This is a genomic window from Achromobacter sp. 1014246743, from assembly GCF_059760725.1.
The window spans coordinates 64,632-91,419 of record NZ_JCBANA010000008.1 but is presented as its reverse complement, the minus strand read 5'-3'; the positions used below and the strand labels follow the sequence as shown (position 1 = coordinate 91,419).

Below are 26,788 nucleotides of genomic sequence, written 5' to 3'. Positions count from 1 at the left end.
CCGCCCCGAGCCGCGCGACGGCCCGCCTGGAGAGAAAAATGCTATTGATGATTGATAACTACGATTCGTTTACCTACAACCTGGTGCAGTACTTCGGCGAACTGGGCGAAGACGTGCGCGTGGCGCGCAACGACCAGATCACGCTGGAAGAGATCACCGCACTGAACCCGGACCGCATCTGCGTGTCGCCCGGCCCGTGCTCGCCGGCCGAAGCCGGCATCTCGGTGCCCGTGATCCAGGCCTTCGCCGGCAAGAAGCCGATCCTGGGCGTGTGCCTGGGCCACCAGGCCATCGGCGCGGCCTACGGCGGCGACATCGTCCGGGCCCAGCAGATCATGCACGGCAAGACGGTGCAGATCTCGCACACCGGCACCGACCTCTTCACCGACCTGCCGACGCCGTACACTGTCATTCGCTACAACTCGCTGACCATCGACCCGGCAACGCTACCCGACTGCCTGGCCGTAACCGCCACGGCGCCGGACGGCGACATCATGGGCGTGCGCCACAAGACGCTGCCCCTGTACGGCGTACAGTTCCACCCCGAATCCGTGCTCAGCGAACACGGCCACGCCCTGCTGCGCAATTTCCTGAACCTCGCCTAAGAAGGACGCACCGTGACGATCTCCCCCGCAGAAGCGCTGACGCGCTGCATCGAACACCGCGAAATTTTCCACGACGAAATGCTGCACCTGATGCGCCTGCTGATGCGCGGCGAAATGTCGCCGCAGATCGCCAGCGCGTTGCTGATGGGCCTGCGCGTGAAAAAGGAAACCGTGGGCGAAATCACGGCGGCCGCGCAGGTCATGCGCGAATTCGCCACGCCCGTGGTGACGCCCAACCCCGAAGACCTGCTGGACATGTGCGGCACCGGCGGCGACGGCAGCCATACCTTCAATATTTCCACCACCGCCATGTTCGTGGCGGCGGCGGCCGGCGTGCCCATCGCCAAGCACGGCAACCGCAGCGCCTCGTCGTCCAGCGGCAGCGCCGATGTGCTGGAAGCCCTGGGCGCCAATCTGGTGCTGACGCCCGAACAGGTGGCCGAGTGCATCCAGGCCACCGGCATCGGCTTCATGTTCGCCCCCGCGCACCACGGGGCCATGAAGAACGTGGCGGCAGTCCGCAAGGAACTGGCCGTGCGCACCATCTTCAACATCCTGGGGCCGCTGACCAACCCGGCCGGCGCCGCCAACCAGCTGATGGGCGTGTTCCACCCCGACCTGGTGGGCATCCAGGTGCGCGTGCTGGAACGCCTGGGCTCGCGCCACGTGCTGGTGGTGCACGGCAAGGACGGCATGGACGAGGCCTCGCTGGGCGGGGCCACCATGGTGGGCGAACTCAAGGACGGCAAGGTCAGCGAGTACGAAATCCACCCCGAGGACTACGGGCTATCCATGATGTCCAATCGCAGCATCAAGGTGTCCAATCGCGAACAGTCGCGCGAACTTGTCATAGAGGCGCTGGACAATGTCGAGGGCACCGCCCGCGACATCGTCGCGCTGAATGCCGGTCTCGCCATCTACGCAGGCAATAAAGCCGATTCCATTCCCGCAGCCTTAGCGCTAGCATTCGAACTGATATCCACCGGCGCGGCACGAGCCAAGCTGGAAGATTTCTGCGCATATACCCGGAAATTCCAGAAATGAACGATATTCTCGCGAAGATCCTCGCCGTCAAGGTCGAGGAAGTCGCCGCCGCTCGCCAGATGCGCAGCGAAGCCGAAGTCCTGCGCGAAGCGCAGGCCCGCCAGGACGTGCGCGGCTTTGCCCAGGCCATCGAAGACAAGATCTCGCAGGGCAAGGCCGGCGTCATCGCCGAAATCAAGAAAGCCTCGCCGTCCAAGGGCGTTCTGCGCGAAACCTTTCAGCCCGCTGAAATTGCGGCGTCGTACGCCGTGCACGGCGCGGCCTGCCTGTCGGTACTGACCGACGTGCAGTTCTTCCAGGGCTCGCACGACCACCTGCGCCAGGCCCGCGCGGCCTGCTCGCTGCCGGTGCTGCGCAAGGATTTCGTGATCGATCCCTACCAGATCATCGTGGCCCGCGCGATGGGCGCGGACTGCGTGCTGTTGATCGTGGCGGCGCTGACGCCGGCGCAATTGCGCGACTACGAGACGCTGGCCATGGAACTGGGCATGGACGTGCTGGTGGAAGTGCATGACGCCCAGGAACTGGACGTGGCGCTGACGCTGAAGACGCCGCTGCTCGGCATCAACAACCGCAACCTGCGCACGTTCGAGACCAGCCTGCAGAACACGCTGGACCTCTTGCCGCGCATTCCCGCCGGCAAGCGCGTCGTGACGGAAAGCGGCATTCTCAAGCCCGAAGACGTCAAGCTGATGCGCCAGCACAAGGTCGACGCCTTCCTGGTGGGCGAAGCCTTCATGCGCGCCAAGGACCCGGGCGCCGAACTGGCCCGACTGGTCGGCTAAGCCCGCCCCAACGCCGCCACCCGCCGGTACAAGGTGCTGCGATGCACGCCCAGCGCGCGCGCCGCGGCGCTGACGTTGCCTGCGTGCGCGGCCAGCGCTGCGCGGATGGCGTCGTCGGCAATCGCCTGCAGGCTGGCGGCCGGGGCCGCCGTGGGCGCGGCCGCGACGGTCTGGCCACGCACCTCGGCCGGCAGCATCTCGCGGTCGACCACGCCCGACGCGCCTGCCAGCACATGCAGCGTGCGCAGCACGGCCGCCAGCTGGCGGTAATTGCCCGGCCAGGCGTATTGCACCAGCGTGTCTTCGATGTCGGCCGGCAGTACCGGGCCCGCGCCCTGCGCGGCCCATAGCGCGCGCAAGAGTTCGCGCAGGTCGGCGCGCGCGCGCAGCGGCGCAAGCGTGACGGTGTATTCGGCAATGCGGAAATACAGGTCGGGGCGCACGGGCGCATCCGGGCCGTCGTGTGCCAGCGCACGATGGGTGGCGCACACCAGCGTGAAATCCACGGCCACCGGCCGCGCCGCGCCCAGCGGCGAGACCTCGCGCGATTGCAGCACGCGCAACAGGCGCGACTGCAAGGTCAGCGGCATATCGCCGATTTCGTCCAGGAACAGCACGCCGCCATGGGCCTGTCGCAGCAGCCCCTTGCTGCCCTGGCGGCGCGCGCCGGTGAAGGCGCCGTCTTCGTAGCCGAACAGTTCGGATTCGATCAGGCTTTCGGGCAGCGCCGCGCAATTGACGGCCACGAACGGGCCCGCCGCGCGGCGGCTGCGGGCATGCAACTGGCGCGCGAACACTTCCTTGCCCACGCCGGTTTCGCCTTGCAGCAGGATCGACACACCCGCATCCGACAGATGCACGGCGCGCGCCAGCGCACCCAGCGTGGTCGCGTCGAAACTGGCGATGCCGACGCGCGCATCGGGCGCCGGCGTTACCGCGGGGGTCGGCAAACGCAGGGAAGGCGCGGGTAGCGCGGGCGTACGGCTGCGCGGCAGGCGCAGGCGCGCGTGGTAGATCGCGCCGGACCGCGCATGGACGCGGCCGGCGGCATCGGGACTGTGTTCCAGGTCGCCTTCGAACAGATCCGCGTAGCGGTAGACCCCCAAGGCCGTGGCGGCCAGGCCCAGCGCCAGCATCGCGCGGCGGTTGGCGCCCACCAGCAGGTCGCCCTGGAAGGCCAGCAGGGCTTCGCCCGGCGTGCCCAGGCCCGAGCGATCGCTATGCAGCCGCAGCACGGCGCAGGGCTCGTGCGCGGCGTCGAACAGCTGGTGCTCGATCAGGTCGACCGCGGCGCGCACCAAGGCCAGCACGTCGGGACGGGCGTCGCGCGCCGGACTGGACAGATCCAGCACGCCCAGCATGCGGCCTTCGCTGTCGGTGATGGGCACGGCCGCGCAGGTCAGGATGCGGTTGGGTTCGAAATAGTGTTCGGCGCCATGCACGACCGTGGGCCGGCCTTCGACCAGGGCGGTGCCGATGGCGTTGGTGCCCGCGGCGGCTTCGTCCCAGGGCGCCCCTGGCATCAGCGCCACGCGGGACGCGCGCTGGGCGAAATCCAGGTCGCCGTCGCTGTCGAGCACCAGCCCTCGGGCATCGGACAGGATCACCAGGCCATCGCGGCCGCCTTCTCGGCGCAAGAGCGACATGGCGGGTTCGGACAGGCGGCGCAGCGCGTCGTTGCGCTCGCGCGCCTCGCGCAGTTCGCCGGCGGTCATGAGTTCGGCGCGACGCGCGCCGCGCATGTCGAAGCCCAGGTCGGCGCAGCGGCGCCACGACCGCAGGATGGGCTCGGCAACCAGCCCGGTCGGGACCGCGCCCTGCTGGTTGAACAGCTGGCGCGCTTGCGTCAGCGATTGCCGACGGGAATGAGTGGCCATGCATGTCTCCTTGGACGGTGTTCTGCGACACCTGTTCCGCGACAGTGTCGCGAAACGCGACACCCTGGGGCGGCTGACCGCCGCCCACGCCCGTTGCTGGCGCGTGGAAATCTACTGTCGCACGCGGCACGCGCCCTTGTCCAGCGGGGGAAGCCCCGGGATGGCACGCGGTTTGCTTGATACCAGGCAGGCACTCGACTGCCGCCATCCCGACAATACGGAGACAAGCATGGACATCGCGACCCGCGTCACCCCCGAATCCTATGGCACCCGCCTGGATCTGAAGACCCAGTACGACAACTTCATCGACGGCAAATGGCAAAAGCCCGCCGACGGCGAATACTTCGACAACGTCACGCCGGTCACCGGCCAGGTGCTGACCCGCAACGCCCGCTCGAAAGAGCGCGACATCGAACTGGCGCTGGATGCCGCGCACCGCGCCGCGCCCAAATGGGGTGCGACCCCGGCCGCCCAGCGCGCGCAGATGCTGATGCAGATCGCCGACGTGATGCAAGCCAACCTGGAACGCCTGGCCACCGCCGAAACCTGGGACAACGGCAAGCCCATCCGCGAAGCCCGCGCCGCCGACATCCCGCTGGCGATCGACCACTTCCGCTACTTTGCGTCGTGCATCCGCAGCCAGGAAGGCGGCCTGTCCGAAATCGACAGCGACACCGTGGCGTATCACTTCAACGAACCGCTGGGCGTGGTGGGCCAGATCATTCCCTGGAACTTCCCCATCCTGATGGCCGCCTGGAAGCTGGCGCCCGCGCTGGCGGCCGGCAACTGCGTGGTGCTCAAGCCGGCCGAACAGACGCCGCTGGGCATCCTGCTGCTGATGGAACTGATCGGCGACATCCTGCCCCCGGGCGTGGTCAACGTGGTCACCGGTTTTGGCCTGGAAGCGGGCAAGCCGCTGGCGTCCAGCAAGCGCATCGCCAAGATCGCCTTCACCGGCGAAACCACCACCGGCCGCCTGATCATGCAGTATGCGTCGCAGAACATCATCCCCGTGACGCTGGAACTGGGCGGCAAGTCGCCCAACATCTTCTTTGCCGACGTGGCCGCGCAGGACGACGACTTCCTGGACAAGGCGGTCGAGGGCTTCGTGATGTTCGCGCTGAACCAGGGCGAAGTCTGCACCTGCCCCAGCCGCGCGCTGATCCAGGAATCGCTCTACGACAAGTTCATGGAACGCGCGCTCAAGCGCGTGGGCGAGATCAAGCAGGGCAATCCGCTGGACGCCGACACCATGCTGGGCGCGCAGGCCTCGACCGAACAGCTGGAAAAGATCCTGTCGTACCTGGACATCGGCAAGCAGGAAGGCGCGCAGGTGCTGGCCGGCGGCGGCCGGGCGCAACTGCAGGGCGCGCTGGAAGGCGGCTATTACGTGCAGCCCACCGTGTTCAAGGGCCACAACAAGATGCGCGTGTTCCAGGAGGAAATCTTCGGGCCGGTGGTGGCGGTGACCACCTTCAAGGACGCCGACGACGCGCTGGCGCTGGCCAACGACACGCTCTATGGCCTGGGCGCGGGCGTGTGGTCGCGCGATGCCAACACGTGCTATCGGATGGGCCGCGCCATCAAGGCCGGCCGGGTCTGGACCAACTGCTATCACGCCTACCCGGCGCATGCCGCGTTCGGCGGCTACAAGCAGTCGGGCATCGGGCGCGAGAACCACAAGATGATGCTCAACCACTACCAGCAGACCAAGAACCTGCTGGTGAGCTATTCGCCCAAGAAGCTGGGTTTCTTCTGACCGCGACGCAAGGCGGCGCCGGGCCTTCGGGCCCGGCGCGATCCACCCGAACAGCCCCCTGCGGAGCCGCATCATGACAGCACCCACCCCACGCGTGGTCGCCACCGACGCGGCGCGCGAACTCATCGATATGCTGCGCGCCAAGCATGGCCCGCTGATGTTCCACCAGTCCGGCGGCTGTTGCGATGGCAGCTCGCCCATGTGCTATGCGCAGGGCGAATTCATGGTGGGCGGCTCTGACGTGCTGCTGGGCGACCTGGAGGGCTGCCCGTTCTACATGGGCGAAGACCAGTTCGCCTACTGGGAACACACGCAACTCATCATCGACGCGGTGCCCGGTCGCGGCGGCGCGTTTTCATTGGACAGCGCTGAGGGCAAGCGCTTTTTGCTGCGCTCGCGGCTGTACTCCGATGAAGAATGGGCCAACGTGGCGGCGGTCACCAAGGGCTGAGGCCCGATCGCGCCCGCCCCCGCATCGCCTCACGACCCTTGCGGCGTTCCGCCCTTGTCCGCAGCGGTCTCGCTGGCGGCCTGCTTCCATTGGAACGACACGCGACGGATGCGCGTGGCGCGAAATTGCGTGAACGAACGGCCACCGGGCATCGGTGCGCCACGTAGGGGACTGCTGGCGTTTTTCATTGCGGATCAAGCACTGACGGGAAAATCTTGCGGGCGCGACGCGGCCGATCAGCCGGCGCTGGCGGCCCAGGCGCTGACGGGGGCCCGGCGGGTCCAATCCAGGGCGTCTTCCAGACGGTCGTTGCCCCAGAACATTTCGCCATCCACGAAGAAGGTCGGCGCGCCGAACAGGCCCAGGTGACGCGCCTGGTCTACCTGGCGGCGCAGCGCTTCCCTGGCGGCTTCCGACTTGCCGCGCGCGATCAGCGCATCGGCGTCCAGCGACAGTTCGGTCAACAATTCGTGCACGACGTCTTCGGCCTGGATGTCCTGGTCGCGCTGGAAATTGGCGCGGAACACGGCCACGCAGAAATCACGCCCCCAGGGTTCGTCCTGGCCCAGCAGGGCAATGCGCGCCGGCAGCACGCTCATGCGCGGAAACAGCCGCGGCCGGTTGTAGGGCACGCCGTATTTTTCAGCCAGGCGCGCGATGTCGCGCATCATGTAGGCGCCCTTGCCCGGGAACAGTCGAAAAGGCGTGTCGTTCCAGCCCTGGGCCTGGAAGATCGGGCCCAGCAGGAAGGGCCGCAGGTCCACTTGCACATCCGCCTGCCGAGCCAGGGCGTCGATGCGCTCGATCGCAAGATAGCTGTAGGGACTGGCGAAATCGAACCACATCTCGATGCGGGGGGTGGCGGACAAAGGCGCATTCATCGCAAAAGCTCCGGCGGCGGGACGTGGGAACAGCATAGTCCAGGGCGCCCATCTGCGGGAATCGCATTCCCGCGGTGCAACATGACGGAATCGTGGCAATTCCCCGGCGGCGCTGCCGACTGGCGGTCGCCTTGGCCGAGGACCAGGTTCTATTGGACGCGCCAGGCGTTATATTGCACAAGCGACTTTTCCGCCCCCTACGCATGAGTTTCACGAATGTCATATCCGCTGGCCAAACTGCCTCCGCTTGATCTGGTGCGCGGCTTCGTCGCCGTGGGCCGCCGCATGAGCATCACCCTGGCGGCGCAGGACCTGCACGTAACGCAATCGGCCGTCAGCCGGCAGATCCGCGCCCTGGAAGCCCACCTGGGCGTACCGCTGCTGCTGCGCGGCTTTCGCAGCGTGTCCTTCACCTCGGAAGGCGCCCAGCTGTTCCGCATGGCCGACGCCTGGCTCAGCCAGCTGGGCGACCTGACCGAACAGTTGCGCGCGCCCGAGCGCCGCACACCGGTCACCGTCACCACCACCATCGGTGTCGCTTCGCTGTGGCTGCTGCCCCGGCTGGGCGACTTCCAGGCCGCGTATCCGAACATCGACGTGCGCGTGGCGGCCGACAACCGGGTCATCGACATCGACCGCGAAAGCGTGGACATCGCCATCCGCTACAGCCTGCGCGATACGGTGCCGGACGGCGCCGTCTGGCTGTTCGGCGAATCGGTGGTGCCGGTGGCTCATCCGTCCCTGAAAGCACGCTCCCTGGACGCCCGCGAATTGCAGCGCCACGTGCTGCTGGAATTCGACGACCCCACCCGGCCGTGGCTGCAATGGTCCGAATGGCTCAACGCGCGCGGCCTGGGCCGGGTGCGGCCCAAGGGCATGCTGCGGTTCAACCAGTACGACCAGATCGTGCACGCGGCGCTGGCCGGGCACGGCATCGCCCTGGGGCGGCTGGCGCTGATTGCGCCGATGCTGGCCGACCAGCGCCTGACCACCGTGGGCAGCGCGGCCGCGGATGCCACCGAGCACGCCTATTGGCTGGTGCGCAACGCCCGCCGCAGCACGCCCGATGCCGAAATCGTGACCCGCTGGCTGGTGCAGCAAGGCGCGGCCACCGCGCAGGCGCTGACGGCGGCATGAGTCGGGCCTGACGGGCCCGGTACAAGATCTATACAAACCTTCATACATTCCCGCCTGCGCTCCTGTAGATTGCGGCCTGCGCAACGAGCACGGATCCCCGCCGTGCCGGCTTGCGATGGCATCCTGCCTCGCCGCCTCCCCCTGGCAGCCGGCCCGCGGCCCTGGCGCCGCCGCCCCTCCCGGCGAGCTTCCCCGCAATTCTTTCAAGGCGTAGATGACGCTCTTCCGATCCACCCGCGCGTGGCAAGACTGGTTTTTGAACTTCCAGCGCTCCTTCCTGATCCTGCTGGCGCCATGGCTGGTGTCGGTGCTGGCCCAGGGCGCCGGACGCGGTTACCTGCTGTACGCCTACGCGCCGCCCAACGCCTATGCGGCGTTGCCGCAGGACATCAGCCGCACCCTTGGCATCGGCCTGCTGTTCGACATCAAGGTGTCGGCCATCGCCTTTTCCGTGCTGCTGCTGATTGCCCTGCTGCTGCCCGCCCGCGCGGCGCTGCAAGCCCGCTGGCTGCGCAGCCTGCCCTATGTGGGCGCGACGATGGCCACGCTGTTCGCCGCCAGCACGGTGATCAGCGTCTGCTACTTCGCCACCTTTTCGCGGTCGATCGACATCTTCGTGTTCGGCCTGATGGACGACGACACCCACGCCATCCTGCTGACGCTGTGGCATGGCTACCCGGTGTTGCGGGCGCTGGCGCTGCTGGCGGCAGTGCTGGGCATCACCTTCTGGCTGGCGCGCCGCTGGGGCGCCAGCGTGCTGCGGGCACGGCTGGCGCAGCGGCCGCTGCTGCCCAGCGCCTTGCGCCTGCTGCTGATCATCGGCATTACCGTGCTGGCCTGCCGCGGGTCGCTGGGCACCTTTCCGCTCAACAAGGACGACACCAGCATCTCGTCGCTGCGTTTGCTGAACGACATCACGCCCAACGGCATTTCCGCGTTCTTCTGGGCACTGGACGACCGCGGCAACGACAAGCGCTTCACGCCCGTTACCGAACAGGATGGCGCGCAGCTTTACCAGCGCTTCCTGGGCCAGCCCGGCCACGGGCTGGAACCCTTCATGGCCAGCACCGGCGCCAATCCGGCGGCCCAGGCCCGCCCGCCCCACGTGGTGCTGCAAGTCATGGAGAGCATGGGCCACCACATGAACCAGTACGACCGCCCCGGGCGCGACCTGCTGGGCGCGCTGCGGCCGCACTGGAACGCGGACTGGCGCTTTGACCGCTTCCTGTCCGAAGGCAACGGCACCATCGATTCGCTCAGCCGGCTGCTGGTGCGCAGCCCGGTGCCGGCCATCAGCCAGTCATCGGCGGCCAGCGGCAATTTCGCCAGCAACGCCTTCACGCCGTTCCTGGCGCGTGGCTACAAGGTACTGTTCGTGACCTCGGGCGCGGCCACCTGGCGCAACCTGGGCAGTTTCGCCAGCCACCTGGGCGCGCGCGAATTCATCGACCAGCTGGCGCTGAAACAGCGCTACCCCGAGGCCGAATCCGGCGCCTGGGGCGTGCCCGACGAATACATGTTCCGCTACATCGCCGAGCGGCTGGCGCAGGCCGACCGCGACGAACAACCGCTGTTCATCGTGGCCCTGTCGACCACCCATCATCCGCCCTTCCTGGTGCCCGAGGGCGGCAAGCGCGGCGGCATCAACCTGGACGACGTGAAGGACCTGCCGTACTACGATTCGTGGACCGGCCTGGACGACGCCTTCGACACGCTGCGCTACGCCAACGACCAGCTGGGCCGCTTTCTCACCGGCCTGAAAGCCTCGGCCAACGGCGCCAACACCATCGTTGCCGTCACCGGCGACCACAACATCCTGGGCGTGGACTACCAGGCCGACACCGACGCGGTGCTGGCGCGCGCCGTGCCCTTCTACCTGTATGTGCCGCAAGCCTACCGGGGGCAATCGACCTACGATCCGTCACGTCCCGGCAGCCAGAAGGACATCCTGCCCACGCTGTACCACCTGAGCCTGCCCGACACGCCGTACTTCCGCAGCGGCTGCGACCTGCTGGCCGCCCGGCCGGACCCGCAATGGTGCTTTGGCTACAACAACCCGCGCCTGCTCATCACCCGCGACGGCGCCTATCGCAAGGACCGCCCGGGGCGCATCATGCCGTGGGCTGGCGATGCCGGCGTGGCGCTGGGGCCGGAACAGACCGCCTCGCCCACGCAACGCACCGAAGAAGCCAGGCTGCAAGCCTACGGGCCGCTGCTGAAATGGCAGATCAACTACCAGGTGCAGAACCAGGCGCCGGCCCGGCTTGCGCGCCCCTAGGCTGGCGCGGCCGCCGCGCCGAACCTAATCCACCCGCACCAGCGCGTCGCCCGGCACCATCTCGCCCACCACCGCGGCGTCCTCGAAGCCCTGGTGATGGAACAGGTCCAGCACCGCCTGCGCCGTCTGCGGCGTGCAGGCCACCAGCAGGCCGCCCGAGGTCTGCGGATCGGTCAGCAGCGCACGCTCGACGTCGGTCACGTCCGCCCCCAGGCGCACGGACTCGCCGTACGAAGCCCAGTTGCGGCCCGACGCCCCCGTCACCACGCCGTCGGCCGCAAAGGCCTGCACGCCCGGCAGCCACGGCAAGGCGTCGCGGCGCAGCTGCGCCGTCAGCTTGGCGCCGCGCGCCATCTCCAGCGCATGGCCCAGCAGACCGAAGCCGGTCACGTCGGTAATCGCGTGCACGCCGTCCAGCGCGGCCAGCGCCGCCCCGGGCCGGTTCAACCGGGTGGTCGTATCGATCATCACGCGGTAGCCCGCGGCATCCAGCCGGTTCTTCTTCAGCGCCGCCGACAGGATGCCCACGCCCAGGCCCTTGCCCAGGATCAGCACGTCGCCCGCGCGCGCATCGGCATTGCGCTTGATGCGGCCCGGATGCACCAGGCCCATCGCCGCCAGGCCATAGATGGGTTCGACCGAATCGATGCTGTGGCCGCCCGCCACCGGAATGCCGGCATCTGCGCAGACCGATTCGCCCCCGCGCAGGATGTCAGCAATGACGCTGTGCGGCAGCACGTTGATCGGCATGCCCACGATCGCCAGCGCCATGATCGGCGTGCCGCCCATGGCGTACACATCCGACAGCGCATTGGTTGCCGCGATGCGGCCGAAATCAAACGGATCGTCCACGATCGGCATGAAGAAATCGGTCGTGGCGATCAGCGCCTGCTCGTCGTTGAGCCGATACACGGCCGCATCATCGGCCGTCTCGGTGCCTACCAGCAGGTCCGGATAGCTCGCCGCGGGCCCGAAACGCGCCAGCAATTCCGACAGCACGCCGGGCGCGATCTTGCAGCCACAGCCGCCGCCATGGGACAGCGAAGTCAAGCGCGGCACCGCCGCCGATGCAGCATCCTGGGTCATGTCAGTCTCTCCGTAAGGGGTCTCGGAAAAGGATAGCATCGCCCCCCGGAATGGCCCTATCATCATTGCTGCAGCACGCAGCAACGGACGGCCCGCCCGCCACCGGGCGCACCGACAGCCAAACTTCACCGTGCGTGGGGGCTTTATGGATCGCCGACACTTTCTCCGTTTCTCGGGCGCCGTGTGCGCCACCCAGGCCGCCCTGCCGCTGACGGCCCGAGCGCAGCAGGCTCCCGTCACCGCCGGCTGGCGCGCCTACGAACTGACCAGCAGCATCGACGTCAAAGACCCCGGCGCCCAGACCCGCCTCTGGATTCCGGTGCCCTACGCCGCGAACACCGCCTACCAGCGCGGTGCACAAAGCACCTGGCAGGTCAGCGGCGGCGGCACCGCCCGGTTGGTACAGGCCCCCGGCTACGACGTGCAGATGCTGGCCGTGCAATGGCCCGACGCCCAGGCCCCGCGGCAGGTCACCGTCACCAGCCGCTTCCAGACCCGCAATCGCCGCGTCGACCTGACCCAGCCGCCGCCCGCCGGCACCCCGCGCGAAAGCGCCGCCACCCTGCGCGAATTCCTCAAGCCCACCGCGCTCCTGCCCACCGACGGCATCGTCAAGACCACCGCCGACCAGATCACCCGCGGCCACCAGGGCACCCTGGCCCGCGCCCGCGCGATCTACGAATGGGTCGTCGAAAACACCTGCCGCACCGCCGCAACCCGCGGCTGCGGCGTCGGCGACGTGCGCTACATGCTCACCGCCAACGACCTGAACGGCAAATGCGCCGACATCAACGCGCTCTTCGTCGCCCTGGCCCGTGCGTCCGGCATTCCCGCCCGCGACGCCTACGGCCTGCGCGTGGCCGACTCGCAGCTCGGCTACAAAAGCCTGGGCAAGGCCGGCGACGTCACCAAGGCGCAGCACTGCCGCGCCGAGTTCTACGCCGACGGCTACGGCTGGATTCCCGTCGACCCCGCCGACGTGCGCAAAGTCATGCTCGAAGAGCCGCCTGGCGACCTGCCCCTGACCGACGCCAAGGTGCGCGCCGCACGCGTCATGCTGTTCGGCGCCTGGGAAATGAACTGGGTCGCCTACAACCATGGCCACGACGTCGTCCTGCCCGGCACCGCCCACGGCCCCGTCCCGTTCCTCATGTACCCCAACGGCGAAACCGCCGACGGCCGCCTGGACAGCCTGGACCCCGACAGCTTCAGCTACAAACTGACCGCCAAACCGCTGTCGACCTGACCTGCGCGCGCCATGATCAGCCGCCGCCAGCTCCTGCAATCCGACCTGTCGCTCGCCGCCCTGCCCCCCTGGGCCCGCGCCGCCAGCGACAGCGCCCTCAAAGCCGCCACCGGCCCCGACTGGGCCCCCTGGCCCCCCCCCACCCCACCGCTCGTCCTGCCCGACCTCTCCGGCCGAGAACAGAAACTCTCCACCTGGCGCGGCAACGTCATCATCGTCAGCTTCTGGGCCACCTGGTGCGACCCCTGCCGCGACGAAATCCCCCTCATGTCCGCCATGGCCCGCCGCCACCGCGAAGAAGGCCTGCGCCTGGTCGCCGTCAACGTCGGCGAAGCCCTGGGCAAGATCACCACCTTCCTGGCCAAATGGCCCGTCGCCGGCACCGTCCTGCACGACCGCAACAGCACCGCCTCCAAAAAATGGGACGCCGCCGGCCTCCCCGCCAACTACCTGATCGACCGCGGCGGCACCGCCCGCTACTGGCACCTGGGCGCCCTGGACTGGAAAGCCGAAAACGTCACCAGCGTCGTCACCAAGATGCTGCGCGCGTAGCGAATAACCCCCCGTCATTCCAAACCGCCCACCCAAACAAAAGGCGGCGCAAAGCGCCGCCCCCGCCAAAATAAAACCCCTTCCGCCAATCCCCACAACAAGCAAACCGTTCGATCAAGGTTCAGCAACGCGACAACCCAATCCAACGTGAGCCGTGGCGTTGCGGGGCGTGTGACAGTGGGCCGTTTAGATTGCGCCCGAGGGAATCCGAAGGAGTCGCCGAAGGCGAGGACGAGGATGACAACGGGGCAGTCCGGAGCGAAGGCTCCGGACCGCAATCGGAGGCCCACTGTCACACGCCCCGCAACGACAGGGCGGCAGAAGAACTCACCCCATCGCCAGCAACAACACAACGTCAGCAAAAGAATTGGCGGAAGGCAGCAGGAGTCGAACCTACCTGGGAACGTCTGACGCCCCCAACCGGGTTTGAAGCCCGGCCGTGCCACCGGACACGGATGCCTTCCGCAGTGACCCGCCTATGATACCCGCAGCACATGCGCATCCCGCACCCGCCGCGTCACCCCCGTCCGATCAAAGAACTCCAGAATCTGGATCGCCCGCTTGCGCCCCAACCCCGTCGCATCCCGGAACGCCGCCGCATTCAACCCGCCCGGCGTTCCCGCCAGCTCGACCGCCAGCGCCACCAATTCCGCCACCCGCTCGCGGTCGTAAAACAGATCCTTCACCACCTGCGCCACCTCCCCCCGCCTGAGCAGCTTGCGCAACACCTGCCGCACCCGCTCTTCCGGCTCGGCAAGCGCACGCGCCATGTCCCGCACCCAGGGCGGGTCGTAGGCCCCCGCTGCCAGCAGCGGCAGCAACCGCTGCGCCAAGGCCGACTCGGCCTCGGCCAGCACCGCCACATGCGTCGGCAGATGCAGCCACGGCCCGTTGCGCACCACCCGGCCGTGCTGCTGCAGATGGTCCAACAGCCCCTGCCACAACGGGTCAGGCGCCGTCGGCATCGCCATGCGGCGCAGACGCGAACTGTCCGGCCCCGGCTCGTCCGGCGCCCCCTGGTGAAAGGCCGCCAGCGCCTCTTCTACCCGGACGTGCAGCGCCTCCCAGTGCGCCGACAGGATCAACGTGCGCGTCCCTTGCGGCGTGCGCGGCGCAATCCAGCAGGCCCCGTGCGGCGCGGCCAATTCGCTCACCGGCTGGCCCGTCAGGCGCTGCAACGCCGCTTCGTCCAGCCCCAGCGTCGCCTGCTCCAGCAACGGATACAGCCCGCCGCCGTCCAGCATCTCTGCCACCGCGCCCAGCCACTTCAGCCGCGGTGCCGCGCGACGCTTGCGGTCCGGCGCGTTGGGATCCAGCACCCGACCGCCGCCCACCGTGCGCGTTGCCTGCGCATTGCGCACGATGTAGCGGTCGCCCGGCATCGCGCACACCGGCTCGTCGAACACCAGTTGCACCCAACCCGACTGCCCCGGCGCCAGCGTTTCCGTTGACAGCGGCACCGCGTGCGCCATGTGGCGCGCGGCGCCGATGTGCACGTGCAGCGGCGTCCAGGCCCGCAGCGCTGCGTCCGTCGAATCGAGCAGCGTCAGCGCCACATCCACATGGCGCGACGGCAGAAAGCAGCGAGCGTCCGCAATCCAGTCGCCACGCGAAATCGCGTGCTTGTCGATGCCCGTCAGGTTCAAGGCGCAACGCTGCCCGGCCGAACCCGTTTCACTGGCCTGGTTCTGCGCATGGATGCTGCGCACCCGCACCCGCGTGCCCGCCGGCATCAAGCGCAGATCGGCAGCGTCGTCGCCCGCCCGCGCCCGCCCGCCGTGCGCCGTGCCCGTCACCACCGTGCCGTGGCCCGCCAGCGTGAACACCCGGTCCACCGCCAGCCGGAACAAGCCTTGATGGCCGCGCGCCCCCAGCGCCTGCGCGGTATCGTCCAGATGGCGTTTCAGATCGGCCGTGCCGCCGTCATCCGGCTGCGCGGCACAGACCTCGAACACCGGCGCGCCCTGCAGGAAGGTATCTGCCGCCAGGGCCGCGATCTCGGCGCGCACCGCAGCCAGCCGGCCCGCATCGGCACGATCCGCCTTGGTCAGCGCCACCGCCCCGCGCGCCACGCCCAGCAGCGCCAGGATCGCCAGGTGTTCGCGCGTCTGCGGCATGACGCCGTCGTCGGCGGCCACCACCAGCAGGCCGAAATCGATGCCGCTGGCGCCCGCGGCCATCGTGTGCACCAGTTTTTCGTGGCCCGGCACGTCGATGAAGCCCAGCACGTCGCCATTGGCCAGCGGCGTATAGGCGTAGCCCAGTTCAATGGAAATGCCGCGCGCCTTCTCTTCCTTCAGGCGGTCGGTGTCCACCCCCGTCAGCGCCCGCACCAACGTGGTCTTGCCATGGTCGATATGGCCGGCGGTGCCGACGATCATGCCAGCGGCTCCGCCAGTTGCGCGGCAAAGTCGGCTTCGTCGCGCGCCTCCAGGCAGCGCAGATCGAGCCACAGCGCGTCGTCCGCAATGCGTCCGATCACGGGCACCGGCAGACCCCGCAGCCGCGCTTCCAGGCGGTCCAGATGCCGCCCCGGGCGGCCGCTGCCTGTATAGCGCACCGCCAGCCCGAAGCTGGGCAGCTGGTCCACCGGCAAGGCGCCGCTGCCGATCTGGCTGAACATCGGCACCGCCTGCACTTCGTAGCCGGCGCCCACGGCATGGGCCAGCGCGCCGCGCAGGCGCTCGGCCTGCGGCTGGATCTCGCGCTGCGGGCGCGTGAGCAGCCGCAGCGTGGTCAGGCGCTGCGCCAGGAATTCCGGCGCGCGATACAGCGCCAGCACCGGTTCCAGCGCGGCCAGCGTCAGCTTGCCCACGCGCAGCGCACGCTTGAGCGGATTCTTCTTGATCTTGCGGATCAGGTCGGCGCGCCCCACCAGCAGGCCCGCCTGCGGTCCGCCCAGGAGCTTGTCGCCGCTGAACGTCACCAGGTCGGCCCCGGCCGCGATGGTCTCGCGCACCGTGTCTTCGCGTGGCAGGCCGAACTGCGTCAGGTCCACCAGCGTGCCGCTGCCCAGGTCCACCGTGGCCGGCAGCCCGCGCGCATGCGCCAGCGCCGCCACCTCGGCCAGGCTGACGCTCTTGGTGAAACCGGTCACCGCATAGTTGCTGCAATGCACCTTCATCAGCATCGCGGTGCGCGGGCCGATGGCGGTCTCGTAATCGGCCGCATGGGTGCGATTGGTGGTGCCCACCTCGACCAGCTTGGCGCCGGCCCGCTTCATGATGTCCGGAATGCGGAAGGCGCCGCCGATCTCGACCAGCTCGCCGCGCGACACGACCACCTCGCGACGATCGGCCAGTGCGTTCAGCATCAGCAGCACGGCGGCCGCGTTGTTGTTGACCACCGTGGCGGCCTCGGCCCCGGTCAGTTCGCACAGCAGGTCATCGATCAGGTCGTCGCGGTCGCCCCGGCCGCCCGTATCCAGGTCGAACTCCAGGTTGGCCGGCGAGCGCAGCGCGCGCAACACCGAATCCACCGCCTCGTCGGGCAGCAGCGCCCGCCCCAGGTTCGTGTGCAGCACTGTGCCGGTAAGGTTGTAGACCGCCCGCAGGCGTGGCGCGGCCGCAGCCGCCAAGGCGGCCGATACGGCACCGGCAACCGTGGCCTCGGCCAGCTCCGCGCGCGGCAATTCGCCCGCCAGCGCCCGGTGGCGCAAGGCATCCAGGTGGCGGCGCAGCGCGGCCACGACCTGCGTGCGGCCGTGGGTGTCCAGGGCGGCCGCCAGCGCGGGCGCGTTCAACAGGCGGTCCAGCGCCGGAATGTCGGCGGCGGCAGCGTGGTCGGCCATGGCTATTCCTCGTCGGCGCCGTGCCACAGCAACGGGTTGCCGCTGGCCCGCGAGTAGCCGGCCTCGCCCACCAGCACGTCCAGCATCAGGCTGGCCAGGTCGTCGGCCACGGGTTCGACGTGCAGATCCTTGTCCTGGTAGAAGATCTTGCGATAGCTATGGCAGCGGTCACAGGTTTCGGCCTTGATGGCGGGCGAGCGTCCGTCGATGGCCTGGTAGGCCACCGATTCGACGTCTTCGCAATGGCTGCACTTGACCCGCACCATGTGCCATTGGGTGGCGCAGAGGCTGCAGCACAGGTAGCGGTAGCCTTCGAACTGCCCGCCGACCCGCACCACGCTGGCCACCGGCAGGCTGGCGCACACCGGGCAGACGCCAAAGGGCGATGCCACCGGCAGCTGCTTTTCGTCGAAGCGGCTGGCCAGGTCGGTCCAATAGACCTGCAGCGCGGCCATCACGAACGGCGCTGCGGCGCCGTCCACACCGTGGTGCTGCTCGGACAGCACCGCCTCGGCCAGGTCTTCGAGCGATTCCGTGTCTTCGTCCAGCGCGCGGCGCAGCGAGGCACAGACCTCGACGGCCTCGGCCGGCACGTCGGGGCCCGCGGCCACCTCGTCGACCAGCTGGCGCAGAATGTCGCGCCACAGCGGGTCGCGCGGCCAGCCCACCGCCTGCAGCGGCGGCATGCCATGGGTCTGGGCCAGCTCGATACGCTCTTGCGAGGCGGGCGGCGCGGCGCAGCCCTTGAGCGCGCGATGCTGGGCGTCGACCAGCCGGGCCATCAACAGCAGGTAGTCGGCCACCGGACTATCCGCGGCCAGTTGCCGCAAGCGGGCCGCGCGGGTCGCGAAAACCGACTCGCGCGCCGGCAGCTGGACGCGGGGAATGGTGTTGTGGTCTAGCGCTTCGATCTCGCCGCGCGGAAGAATTCGCTGCAATTCGCGTCTCCAGATAAACAAACACGGCTGCCGCCCCAACCAAGGGGAGGCAGCCGTGCGGTCAGACCCGTGAAATCGGCCGGGCGGATTACTTGCTCTTGCCCACCTGTTCCCGGAACCAGGCGCGATGGTGCTTCCACGCCCAGCCCGCGGTCACGTAGCCCCGCAGCATTGCCGTCAGGGAGCCCTTGACCCAGATCGCCGCATAAATATGCACAATGATCGCGCAAATCAGCACCAATGCACAAACGGCATGCAGCACCGAGGCGGCGCGGACGACCCAGATGGGGAAATAGAAGGCGAAGTACTCGCGCCAGATCACGATGCCGCTGGCGAACAGCCCCAGCATGCACAGGATCAGCACGTAGAACAGCAGCTTCTGGCCGGCGTTGTACTTGCCGACCTCGGGCAGCTTTTCTTCGCGGTTGTCCAGCACGTCGTCCAGCTGGCGCAGCCATTGGCGGTCGGCGCGTGTCAGCAGGTTGTGGCGCCACATGTGGCCGGCGAACACAACGAAGCAGACGAACATCACCAAGCCGATGAACGGATGCAGGATGCGGGTCCAGGGGCCGCCGCCGAACAGATTGGTCAGCCAGAACATCGACGGATGAAACAGCGCCAGCCCGGATAACGCCAGCAGGATGAACGTCAGGGCGATGATCCAGTGGTTGGTGCGCTCGCCGGGCGAATACCGCTTGATGCGGCGATGACGATGGTCTTCACTCATGGCGCACCTCCTCTTCGGCGCGGCGTTCGTCTTCCTCGCTGACCTCGTTGCGGCCAACGCGGGCGTAGTGGAAGAAGCCCGCCAGCGCCGTCAGCGCCATGACGGCCACGCCAAGCGGCTTGGTGATGCCCTTCCACAGCGACACCATCGGGCTGATGTGCGGGTCCTTCGGCAGGCCGTGGTACAGCCCGGGCTGGTCGGCGTGATGCAGCACGTACATGACGTGGGTCCCGCCCACCCCTTGCGGGTCGTACAGGCCGGCCTGGTCAAAGCCCCGCGACTTCAGGTCTTCGATGCGTTCGGCCGCGTGCTGCTTCATGTCGTCCTTGGTGCCGAACACGATGGCACCGGTGGGACAGGCCTTGACGCAGGCGGGCTCCTGGCCGACGGCGACGCGGTCGGAACACAGGGTGCACTTGTACGCCTTGTGGTCCTTCTTGGAAATGCGTGGCACGTTGAACGGACAGCCGGTGATGCAGTAGCCGCAACCGATGCAGTTCTCTTCGTGGAAATCGACGATGCCGTTGTTGTACTGGATGATGGCGCCCGGCGACGGACAGGCCTTCAGGCAGCCCGGGTCCTCGCAGTGCATGCAGCCGTCCTTGCGGATCAGCCATTCCAGGTCGCCCTGCGGATTCTCGTATTCCGAGAAGCGCATGACGGTCCAGGAATGCTCGGTCAGGTCGGCCGGGTTGTCGTACACGCCGACGTTGGTGCCGATCTCGTCGCGCAGATCGTTCCATTCCATGCAGGCGCTTTGGCAAGCCTTGCACCCGATGCACTTTGACACGTCGATCAGCTTGGCCACCGAGCCCGTGATGGGTTCACGAATGCCGGGCGGCGGCGTGGTGGTGGCGGAGCGCCGTTTGATGTCCAGGGATTGCATTGACATGTCGGTCTCCTAAGCTTTCTCGACCTGCACCAGGAACGACTTGAATTCCGGTGTCTGGGAATTGCCGTCGCCCACGAATGGCGTCAGGGTGTTGGTGAGGAAGCCGGGCTTGGCCAGGCCCACGAAGCCCCAATGGATGGGAATGCCCACGTGGTGCACGGTCTTGCCTTCGATGGTCAGGGGCCGCAGGCGCTTGGTGACCAGCGCCACCGCCTTGATGTAGCCGCGGTTGGACGACACCTTGACGCGCGACCCGTTGGCAATGCCCAGTTCCTTGGCCATGGCCTCGCCGATCTCGACGAACTGCTCGGGTTGCAGGATCGCGTTGATGCGGACGTTCTTGGTCCAGTAGTGGAAATGCTCGGTCAGGCGGTAGGTGGTGGCCACGTACGGGAACTTGTCCACCGTGCCCATCGCCGCCAGGTCGTCCTTGAACACGCGCGCCGCCGGATTGCTGGTGACGCCCTTGGCCTTCGGATGCAGCGGGTTGTAGCCCAGCGGGTTCTCGAACGGCTCGTAATGTTCGGGGAACGGCCCTTCGGCCATGCCCGCCCGTGCGAAGAAGCGCGCCACGCCCTCGGGGTTCATGATGAACGGCCCCATGCCGCCGTCGGGGTTCTCGTCGCCCTTGAAGTCAGGGATGTCGGCCCCGACCCACGCCTTGCCGTTCCAGGAAATCAGGTTGCGGCGCGGGTTGAACGGCTTGCCTGAGACGTCGCACGAGGCGCGGTTGTACAGGATGCGGCGGTTGGCCGGCCACGCCCAGGCCCAGTTCAGGGTCTGGCCGATGCCGGTGGGGTCGCTGTTGTCGCGGCGCGCCATCAGGTTGCCGCCGGGCCCCCAGGCGCCGGCGAAGATCCAACAGCCGCTGGCCGTCGACCCATCGTCGCGCAGCTCGGCAAAACCGGCCAGCTGCTCGCCGCCCTTGCGGGTGATCTTGGTGGCGTCCTTGGGGTCGGCCAAGTCCACCAGCGCCTTGCCCGAGTATTCCTTGGCCAGCTCTTCCGCGGTGGGGCTTTGCGGGTTGGAATACGGCCACGACAGATTGACGATGGGGTCGGGATACTTGCCGCCTTCGTCCTGGTACATCTTGCGCAGGCGCGTGAAGATCAGCGACATGATCTCGATATCGCTCTTGGCCTCGCCCGGAGGTTCGGCGCCCTTCCAGTGCCATTGCAGCCAGCGCCCGGAATTGACCAGCGCGCCGTCTTCCTCGGCGAAACAGGTGGTGGGCAGGCGGAACACTTCGGTCTGGATCTGCGCGGGATCGACGTCGTTGGCCTCGCCCGCGTTGCGCCAGAATTCCGAGGTCTCGGTGACCAGCGGGTCCATGATGACCAGGAACTTCAGCTTGGCGAAACCCTGGTTCAGCTTGGCCTTGTTGGGCGCGGCCGCCAGCGGGTTGAAGCCCTGCGCCAGGTAGCCGTTCATCTTGCCCTGCACCATCAGCTCGTAGACCTGCAGCATGTCGTAGAGCTTGTCCAGCTTGGGCAGGTAGTCGAACGCCCAGTTGTTCTCGGCCGTGGCCGCCTTGCCCCACCAGGCCTTCATCAGGCTCACGTGGAACTTGCTGTAGTTCTGCCAGTAGCTGAGCTGGTTGGGCCGCAAGGGCTTGAGCGCGCGCGCCTCGATGTACTTGCCGTAGTCCTGTTCAGGCTCGTTGGGCAAGGTCATGTAGCCGGGCAGCAGGTTCGACATCAGGCCCAGGTCGGTCAGGCCCTGGATGTTCGAGTGCCCGCGCAACGCGTTCATGCCACCGCCGGCAATGCCGATGTTGCCCAGCAGCAGCTGCACCATGGCGCCGGTGCGGATGATCTGCGACCCGATCGAATGCTGCGTCCAGCCCAGTGCGTACAGGATGGTGGCGGCGCGGTCGGTGGTGGCGGTGGACGCCAGCATGTCGCACACCTTCAGGAACTTGTCCTTGGGCGTGCCGCAGACGCGTTCGACCATCTCTTCGGTGTAGCGCGAATAGTGCTTCTTCAAGAGCTGGTAGACCGTGCGCGGATGCTGCAGCGACGGGTCGGTCTTGACGAAGCCGTCGTCGCCGCGCTCGTAGTCCCAGCTGGCCTTGTCGTAGCTGCGCTTGTCGGCGTTGTAGCCCGAGTACAGGCCCGCGTCGAACGTGAAGTCCTCGCGCACGATGTACGAAAAGTCAGTGTAGTTGCGCACGTACTCGTGCTGGATCTTGTCGTGATCCAACAGGTACTTGATGACACCGCCCAGGAAGATGATGTCGGTGCCGGTGCGTATGGGCGCGTAGAAGTCCGCCACGGATGCCGAGCGCGTAAAGCGCGGATCCACGACGATCAGCTTCGCCTTGTTATGGGCTTTTGCTTCCGTGACCCATTTGAACCCGCACGGGTGGGCCTCGGCGGCATTGCCACCCATGATCAGTACTACGTCCGCGTTCTTGATGTCGACCCAATGGTTCGTCATCGCTCCACGGCCAAACGTCGGGGCAAGACCTGCCACCGTCGGGCCATGTCAGACACGGGCTTGATTGTCAAACGCCAACATCCCCATGCTGCGCACGGTCTTGTGCGTGATGTAGCCCACCTCGTTGCTGCTTGCCGAGGCGGCCAGCATGCCGGTGGTCAGCCACCGGTTGACTGTCTTGCCGTCCGCGGTCTTCTCGACGAAGTTCGCGTCGCGGTCGGCTTTCATGAGCTTGGTGATGCGCGTCAGGGCGTCGTCCCACGACATCCGCACCCACTTGTCCGAACCGGGCGCCCGGTATTCCGGGTATTTCAGGCGGTTGGGGCTGTGGATGAAGTCGATCAGGGCCGCGCCCTTGGGACAGAGGGTCCCGCGGTTCACGGGGTGGTCGGGGTCGCCTTCGATGTGCATGATGCTGGCGCGGGCATTCTTGGCGCCATCGCCAAGGCCGTACATCAAGAGACCACAGGCGACCGAACAGTAGGGACAGGTGTTGCGCGTTTCCGTCATGCGCGCAAGCTTGTACTGGCGGACTTCTGCCATGGCCGTGCCGGGGGCTACCCCCAGCAAGGCCAGGCTCGAGCCCGCCAGCGTCGTACCGGTCACCTTGAAGAACTGGCGGCGGTTCATGTTGACCATGAAACACTCCTCTCCGGGTGAAAGGGGGAAATCTGGGACTCATCCGAAGAAAAGCCCTACGAATTCCAAGGATATGCAAGCAAGTATAGGCGCAGCGCGCGCCGGACGCCATCCGCCACGGGGACGGGTGTTCCCGGTGGATTTGGCGGCCAAACCAGGGGTTTTCGCAGATTTTGGATGATCGCGGGGCTGCTACCATTGCCGGCGGCGGGTTCCGGCCCGCCTTTTCCGCCCGTCCCCCGCACGCCTGTTGGAGCGCCGATGCGCCGCTTTGCCCCCCTGGCCCTGTCCCTGTCACTGTCGGCGCTGCCCCGCTTGGCGTGGCCCCGGACAAGACTGCCCCACGTCGCCCTGTGCCTGACGACTCTGGGCCTGGGCGCCGCCCCCGCGCTGGCCGCACCCGCGCTGTCGCCCGCGGCGGCCGCCACCGAGTCCGCCCATGAGGCGTCCATGGAAGGCTATCTGTACTTCTACCCGCTGGTCACCATGGACCTGACGCGGCGCCAGTTCACCCACCCGTCGCAGGGCGGCCAGGGCGCGCCCGCCAACACCTTCCTGCACCAGCGCACCCTGCCACGGCCCGGCGCGGCCACGCCGTGGGCCAACCCGGACATGCTGCGCAGCACCGCCTGGCTGGACCTGACAGCCGGCCCCGTGGTGCTGTCGGCCCCCGACACGCACGGCCGGCTGTACACGCTGACGCTGCTGGACATGTGGAACGAGGCCTTTGCCACGCTGGGCAAGCGCAGCACCGGCACGGCGCGCGGCAACACCGCCCTGGTGCCGCCCGGCTGGACCGGCACGCTGCCGTCGGGCATGCCGCGCATCGACGCCCCGACGGCCTACGTCTGGGCCAAGAACCTGATCCAGGCCGACGGCCCCGCCGACTATCCGGCCGTCAACGCCTTGCAGGACGGCTTTACCGTGACGCCGCTGGCCCAGTGGAACCTGCCGCCGCAGTCGCAACGGGTCAAGGCGGACCCGTCCCTGGATCTGACGATTCCGGTGCGCGAACAGGTGGAGTCGATGCCGACCGATGCCTTCTTCACTTACGCCGCCGAGCTGCTGCGCAAGAACCCGCCGCACGCCACCGACCAGCCGGTGCTGGCCAAGCTGCGCCGGGTCGGCTTGATACCCGGCCGGCCGTTCGATTTCGACAAGCAGGACCACCCGGTCAAGCAGGGCCTGCGCCGCGGCCTGCGCGCCGCGCGCGACCGCATGCAGGCGGCCGCGGGCGTCACGCTGGGCGGCGTCAACGGCTGGCAGCGCGAAACCGCCAGCACGGGCGTCTACGGCAACGCCTATCTGCGGCGCGCCCTGTCCGCCCAGGCGCAGCCCGGCGCCGGGCTGCCGGAAGACCTGGCCGTGTTGCTGCTGGCCGCCGACAGCCAGGGTCGGCCGCTGGAGGGCACGCACCGCTACACCCTGCATTTCGCCAGCGGGCAGTTGCCGCCCGCCGGCGCGCTGTGGTCGCTGGCGGCGTACGACGGCCAGGGCATGCCGGTCGCCAATCCGCTGGACCGCTACGCGCTGGGCGACCGCGATCCGCTGCAATACAACACCGATGGCTCGCTGGATGTGGTCATCAGCCACGCCGCGCCCGAGCCGGGCGTGCAGGCCAACTGGCTGCCGGTGGCGGCCACGGGGCCGGTGGCCGTGCTGCTGCGAGCCTATGCCCCCGGCCCGGCGCTGCTGGACGGCCTGTGGGCGCCGCCCGCGGCCGTACGCGACGAACCCGTGCCGGAACCCCTGGTGGAAGCGGAACCGGCTCCGGCGACGCCCGCCGCCGCGCCGGCACCCGCGGCCTCGGCGGCACCTGCGGCGGCCCCCGCCTCCGGGAAGACGCCGGCCTCCGGGAAGACGCCGGCCGCCGGGAAGAAACCCTAGCAAACGCCGTGAAGACGGCGATATGACAGGCTTTCGCCACTACCATAGGCGTTTTATCGTTGAGTAGAACGCCCGCCATGGACGACGCCTTTAGCCACCAACTGTCGATGACCATCCTGATGACGCCTGACATGGCGAATTTTTCAGGCAATGTGCACGGCGGCACCATTCTCAAATACCTGGACCAGGTGGCCTATGCCTGTGCCAGCCGCTACGCCGGCCAGTACGTCGTGACCCTGTCGGTCGACCAGGTCGTGTTCCGCGAGCCGATCCACGTCGGCGAGCTGGTGACCTTCCTGGCGGCGGTGAACTACACCGGCCGCACCTCGATGGAAATCGGCATCAAGGTGGTCACCGAAGACATCCGCAAGAAGCTGGTGCGCCACACCAACAGCTGCTATTTCACGATGGTGGCAGTGGACGATGCCGGCGCGCCGACGGCGGTGCCGCCGCTGGCGCCGCGTAACCTGGAAGAAAAGCAGCGTTTCGAAGCCGCCCGCCTGCGCCGCGAACTGCGCCAGGAAATGGAACGGCGCCACGACGAGATCAAGCGCGAGACCACGGGCTGAGGCCAGCCCCGCGCATCGCGCAGCGGGCGAGGTTGCAACGCCTTGTTGCGGTAACGCCTGCGCCAAGAGCGACCTGAGCACGCATGAAAAAACCCCCGAAGGTTGGATCAAGTCCAACTTTCGGGGGTCAGTTCACTTTGCCCGGTTTTTTCGTGTCGTGACATCTGCCACGGCCCGCCTGATGCCGACAGCGCCTTACGCGCCCTCAGTCGCCCCCGGCGGGCGCGGCGGAGCGGTGACAGCCGGCTCGCGGTCGCGACCCACCATGCGTTTGAGCCCCAGCCACTGCTGCGCCCAGAAGCCGCGGCCGTAGTCGCGGCCGCCCAGTTCGGGCTGCTGGTCGTGGATGCCGGTAGGACCGTACCCCACGCCAAAGCGCGCCGAGCGGAACAGCACGTCCCAGATGGGAAACAGCGCGGCGAAGTTGTAGCCGCCGGCCGGCCCCGGCGTGGACGCGTCGTAGGCGATGGAATGGTGATGGCGGTGAAAGCGCGGGCTGACCAGCAGACGCTCGCCGATGGCGCCGAAGTGCATGCGCAGGTTCGCGTGCGAGAAGCTCTGCGCCAGCTGGGTGATGGCCACGATCGCCACGAACTGCGCGGGCGGCACGCCCACCAGTTGCGACACGAACACCACCAGCACGTCGCGCAGCATGTCGTCGAGCAGGTGGTTGCGGTCGTCGCTCCAGATCGTCATCTGGCGTTGGCTGTGGTGCACGGCGTGCAGCGCCCACAACCAGCTGTAGCGGTGTTGTGCGCGGTGATACAGGTAATCGACCAGGTCGAACAGCAGCAGGTAGATGACCAGGCTGACCCAGGCGTTATCGGTGACGCCGGGCCAATACTGGTCCAGCTGGAACGGCGCGAAGCCCCAGATGTGCAACTGCCCGAAGACGCTGTCCCAGAACGGGTCGATGGTGAAGAACAGCGCCAGGCGGAACACGCCCAGGCGGTGGATCAGCGTGTAGAGCACGTCGATGCCGATCTGCTGGCGATCGGTAACGGGTTCGACCGGCCGCAGGCGTTGCAGCGGGCCGAAGATCAGCAGCAGCACGGCCACCTGCACCAGGCCCACCAGCAGCCACATGGTGGCGTCGTAGCCGTCTTCGATGAAATTGCTCAGGCCCAGGTGGAACAGCGCGGGCTGCACCAGGGTTTCGAACAGCCATTGCTGGCAGTTCCCGAACCATTGACTAAGCGTATCCAT

At 67.9% G+C, this 26,788-nt stretch carries 22 protein-coding genes and 1 tRNA gene; 11 read left to right on the top strand and 12 right to left on the bottom strand.

Annotation, left to right across the window (positions count from 1 at the left end; all coding sequences use genetic code 11):
- Positions 1–38 precede the first annotated feature (38 nt).
- The 3 genes from AC6LJ2_RS05665 to trpC are packed head-to-tail and all read left to right on the top strand — an operon-like array spanning position 39 to position 2,434.
- Positions 39–605 (top strand): aminodeoxychorismate/anthranilate synthase component II, encoded by a 567-nt coding sequence (locus tag AC6LJ2_RS05665; protein WP_263915434.1) that lies wholly within the window; start codon positions 39–41, stop codon positions 603–605.
- A 12-nt stretch (positions 606–617) separates the two neighbouring features.
- Positions 618–1,649: an anthranilate phosphoribosyltransferase gene (trpD, locus tag AC6LJ2_RS05660; protein ID WP_025139783.1), complete on the top strand. Its 1,032-nt coding sequence runs from the start codon at positions 618–620 to the stop codon at positions 1,647–1,649.
- Positions 1,646–2,434 (top strand): indole-3-glycerol phosphate synthase TrpC, encoded by a 789-nt coding sequence (trpC, locus tag AC6LJ2_RS05655; protein ID WP_263915433.1) that lies wholly within the window; start codon positions 1,646–1,648, stop codon positions 2,432–2,434. The genes trpD and trpC overlap by 4 nt, the downstream gene beginning before the upstream one ends.
- Here the strand turns inward: trpC and AC6LJ2_RS05650 are convergent.
- Positions 2,431–4,311 carry a sigma-54-dependent Fis family transcriptional regulator gene (locus AC6LJ2_RS05650; RefSeq protein WP_498150991.1) on the bottom strand — a complete coding sequence of 627 codons (1,881 nt, stop codon included), beginning with the start codon at positions 4,309–4,311 and terminating at the stop codon, positions 2,431–2,433. The genes trpC and AC6LJ2_RS05650 overlap by 4 nt on opposite strands.
- 229 nt (positions 4,312–4,540) lie before the next feature.
- On the opposite strand from AC6LJ2_RS05650, the gene adh reads away from it, so the two are divergent.
- Both adh and AC6LJ2_RS05640 read left to right on the top strand, forming a co-directional pair.
- Positions 4,541–6,070, top strand: coding sequence for an aldehyde dehydrogenase (gene adh / locus AC6LJ2_RS05645; RefSeq protein WP_445658019.1), 1,530 nt, complete (start codon positions 4,541–4,543; stop codon positions 6,068–6,070).
- A 73-nt stretch (positions 6,071–6,143) separates the two neighbouring features.
- Positions 6,144–6,521 carry a DUF779 domain-containing protein gene (locus tag AC6LJ2_RS05640; RefSeq protein WP_263915430.1) on the top strand — a complete coding sequence of 126 codons (378 nt, stop codon included), beginning with the start codon at positions 6,144–6,146 and terminating at the stop codon, positions 6,519–6,521.
- Between the two features lie 29 nt (positions 6,522–6,550).
- Here the strand turns inward: AC6LJ2_RS05640 and AC6LJ2_RS05635 are convergent, their stop codons facing one another.
- Positions 6,551–6,709, bottom strand: coding sequence for a hypothetical protein (locus tag AC6LJ2_RS05635; RefSeq protein WP_498150990.1), 159 nt, complete (start codon positions 6,707–6,709; stop codon positions 6,551–6,553).
- A 48-nt stretch (positions 6,710–6,757) separates the two neighbouring features.
- Complete coding sequence (locus AC6LJ2_RS05630; RefSeq protein WP_498150989.1) at positions 6,758–7,402, bottom strand: 2-hydroxychromene-2-carboxylate isomerase; 645 nt, start codon at positions 7,400–7,402, stop codon at positions 6,758–6,760.
- 216 nt (positions 7,403–7,618) lie between these two features.
- On the opposite strand from AC6LJ2_RS05630, the gene AC6LJ2_RS05625 reads away from it, so the two are divergent.
- Together AC6LJ2_RS05625 and AC6LJ2_RS05620 are read left to right on the top strand one after the other, a co-directional pair.
- Positions 7,619–8,539: a LysR substrate-binding domain-containing protein gene (locus AC6LJ2_RS05625; protein ID WP_263915427.1), complete on the top strand. Its 921-nt coding sequence runs from the start codon at positions 7,619–7,621 to the stop codon at positions 8,537–8,539.
- A gap of 214 nt (positions 8,540–8,753) precedes the next feature.
- Positions 8,754–10,817: an LTA synthase family protein gene (locus AC6LJ2_RS05620; RefSeq protein WP_445658018.1), complete on the top strand. Its 2,064-nt coding sequence runs from the start codon at positions 8,754–8,756 to the stop codon at positions 10,815–10,817.
- Between the two features lie 24 nt (positions 10,818–10,841).
- Here the strand turns inward: AC6LJ2_RS05620 and selD are convergent, their stop codons facing one another.
- Entirely contained in the window at positions 10,842–11,903 is a 1,062-nt protein-coding gene (gene selD / locus AC6LJ2_RS05615) for a selenide, water dikinase SelD (protein ID WP_263915425.1), read from the bottom strand.
- Between the two features lie 145 nt (positions 11,904–12,048).
- On the opposite strand from selD, the gene AC6LJ2_RS05610 reads away from it, so the two are divergent.
- Positions 12,049–13,149 carry a transglutaminase-like domain-containing protein gene (locus AC6LJ2_RS05610; protein WP_445658017.1) on the top strand — a complete coding sequence of 367 codons (1,101 nt, stop codon included), beginning with the start codon at positions 12,049–12,051 and terminating at the stop codon, positions 13,147–13,149.
- Between the two features lie 12 nt (positions 13,150–13,161).
- A complete protein-coding gene (locus tag AC6LJ2_RS05605; protein ID WP_498150988.1) occupies positions 13,162–13,701 on the top strand; it encodes a TlpA disulfide reductase family protein in 540 nt (179 codons plus the stop codon).
- A gap of 368 nt (positions 13,702–14,069) precedes the next feature.
- Here AC6LJ2_RS05605 and AC6LJ2_RS05600 read toward each other — a convergent pair.
- The 7 genes from AC6LJ2_RS05600 to fdnG form a co-directional block, all read right to left on the bottom strand.
- Positions 14,070–14,165, bottom strand: a tRNA-Sec gene (locus tag AC6LJ2_RS05600).
- Positions 14,166–14,177: 12 nt separating this feature from the next.
- The gene (gene selB / locus AC6LJ2_RS05595) at positions 14,178–16,082 is read right to left on the bottom strand and encodes a selenocysteine-specific translation elongation factor (protein ID WP_498150987.1); all 1,905 of its coding nucleotides are present in this window, start codon (positions 16,080–16,082) and stop codon (positions 14,178–14,180) included.
- Entirely contained in the window at positions 16,079–17,491 is a 1,413-nt protein-coding gene (selA, locus tag AC6LJ2_RS05590; RefSeq protein ID WP_498150986.1) for an L-seryl-tRNA(Sec) selenium transferase, read from the bottom strand. The genes selB and selA overlap by 4 nt, the downstream gene beginning before the upstream one ends.
- Positions 17,492–17,493: 2 nt before the next feature.
- Positions 17,494–18,429, bottom strand: coding sequence for a formate dehydrogenase accessory protein FdhE (fdhE, locus tag AC6LJ2_RS05585; protein ID WP_263915419.1), 936 nt, complete (start codon positions 18,427–18,429; stop codon positions 17,494–17,496).
- A gap of 88 nt (positions 18,430–18,517) precedes the next feature.
- A complete protein-coding gene (locus AC6LJ2_RS05580; protein ID WP_263915418.1) occupies positions 18,518–19,156 on the bottom strand; it encodes a formate dehydrogenase subunit gamma in 639 nt (212 codons plus the stop codon).
- The gene (fdxH, locus tag AC6LJ2_RS05575) at positions 19,149–20,048 is read right to left on the bottom strand and encodes a formate dehydrogenase subunit beta (RefSeq protein ID WP_025139798.1); all 900 of its coding nucleotides are present in this window, start codon (positions 20,046–20,048) and stop codon (positions 19,149–19,151) included. The genes AC6LJ2_RS05580 and fdxH overlap by 8 nt, the downstream gene beginning before the upstream one ends.
- A 9-nt stretch (positions 20,049–20,057) precedes the next feature.
- Positions 20,058–23,126 (bottom strand): formate dehydrogenase-N subunit alpha, encoded by a 3,069-nt coding sequence (gene fdnG, locus AC6LJ2_RS05570; protein WP_498150985.1) that lies wholly within the window; start codon positions 23,124–23,126, stop codon positions 20,058–20,060.
- Between the two features lie 261 nt (positions 23,127–23,387).
- On the opposite strand from fdnG, the gene AC6LJ2_RS05565 reads away from it, so the two are divergent.
- Both AC6LJ2_RS05565 and AC6LJ2_RS05560 read left to right on the top strand, forming a co-directional pair.
- On the top strand, positions 23,388–25,013 hold the full coding sequence (locus tag AC6LJ2_RS05565; protein ID WP_498150984.1) for a DUF1254 domain-containing protein: 1,626 nt from the start codon (positions 23,388–23,390) through the stop codon (positions 25,011–25,013).
- A gap of 77 nt (positions 25,014–25,090) precedes the next feature.
- Complete coding sequence (locus tag AC6LJ2_RS05560) at positions 25,091–25,582, top strand: acyl-CoA thioesterase (RefSeq protein ID WP_025139802.1); 492 nt, start codon at positions 25,091–25,093, stop codon at positions 25,580–25,582.
- 195 nt (positions 25,583–25,777) lie between these two features.
- Here the strand turns inward: AC6LJ2_RS05560 and AC6LJ2_RS05555 are convergent, their stop codons facing one another.
- The gene (locus AC6LJ2_RS05555; protein WP_263915413.1) at positions 25,778–26,788 is read right to left on the bottom strand and encodes a sterol desaturase family protein; all 1,011 of its coding nucleotides are present in this window, start codon (positions 26,786–26,788) and stop codon (positions 25,778–25,780) included.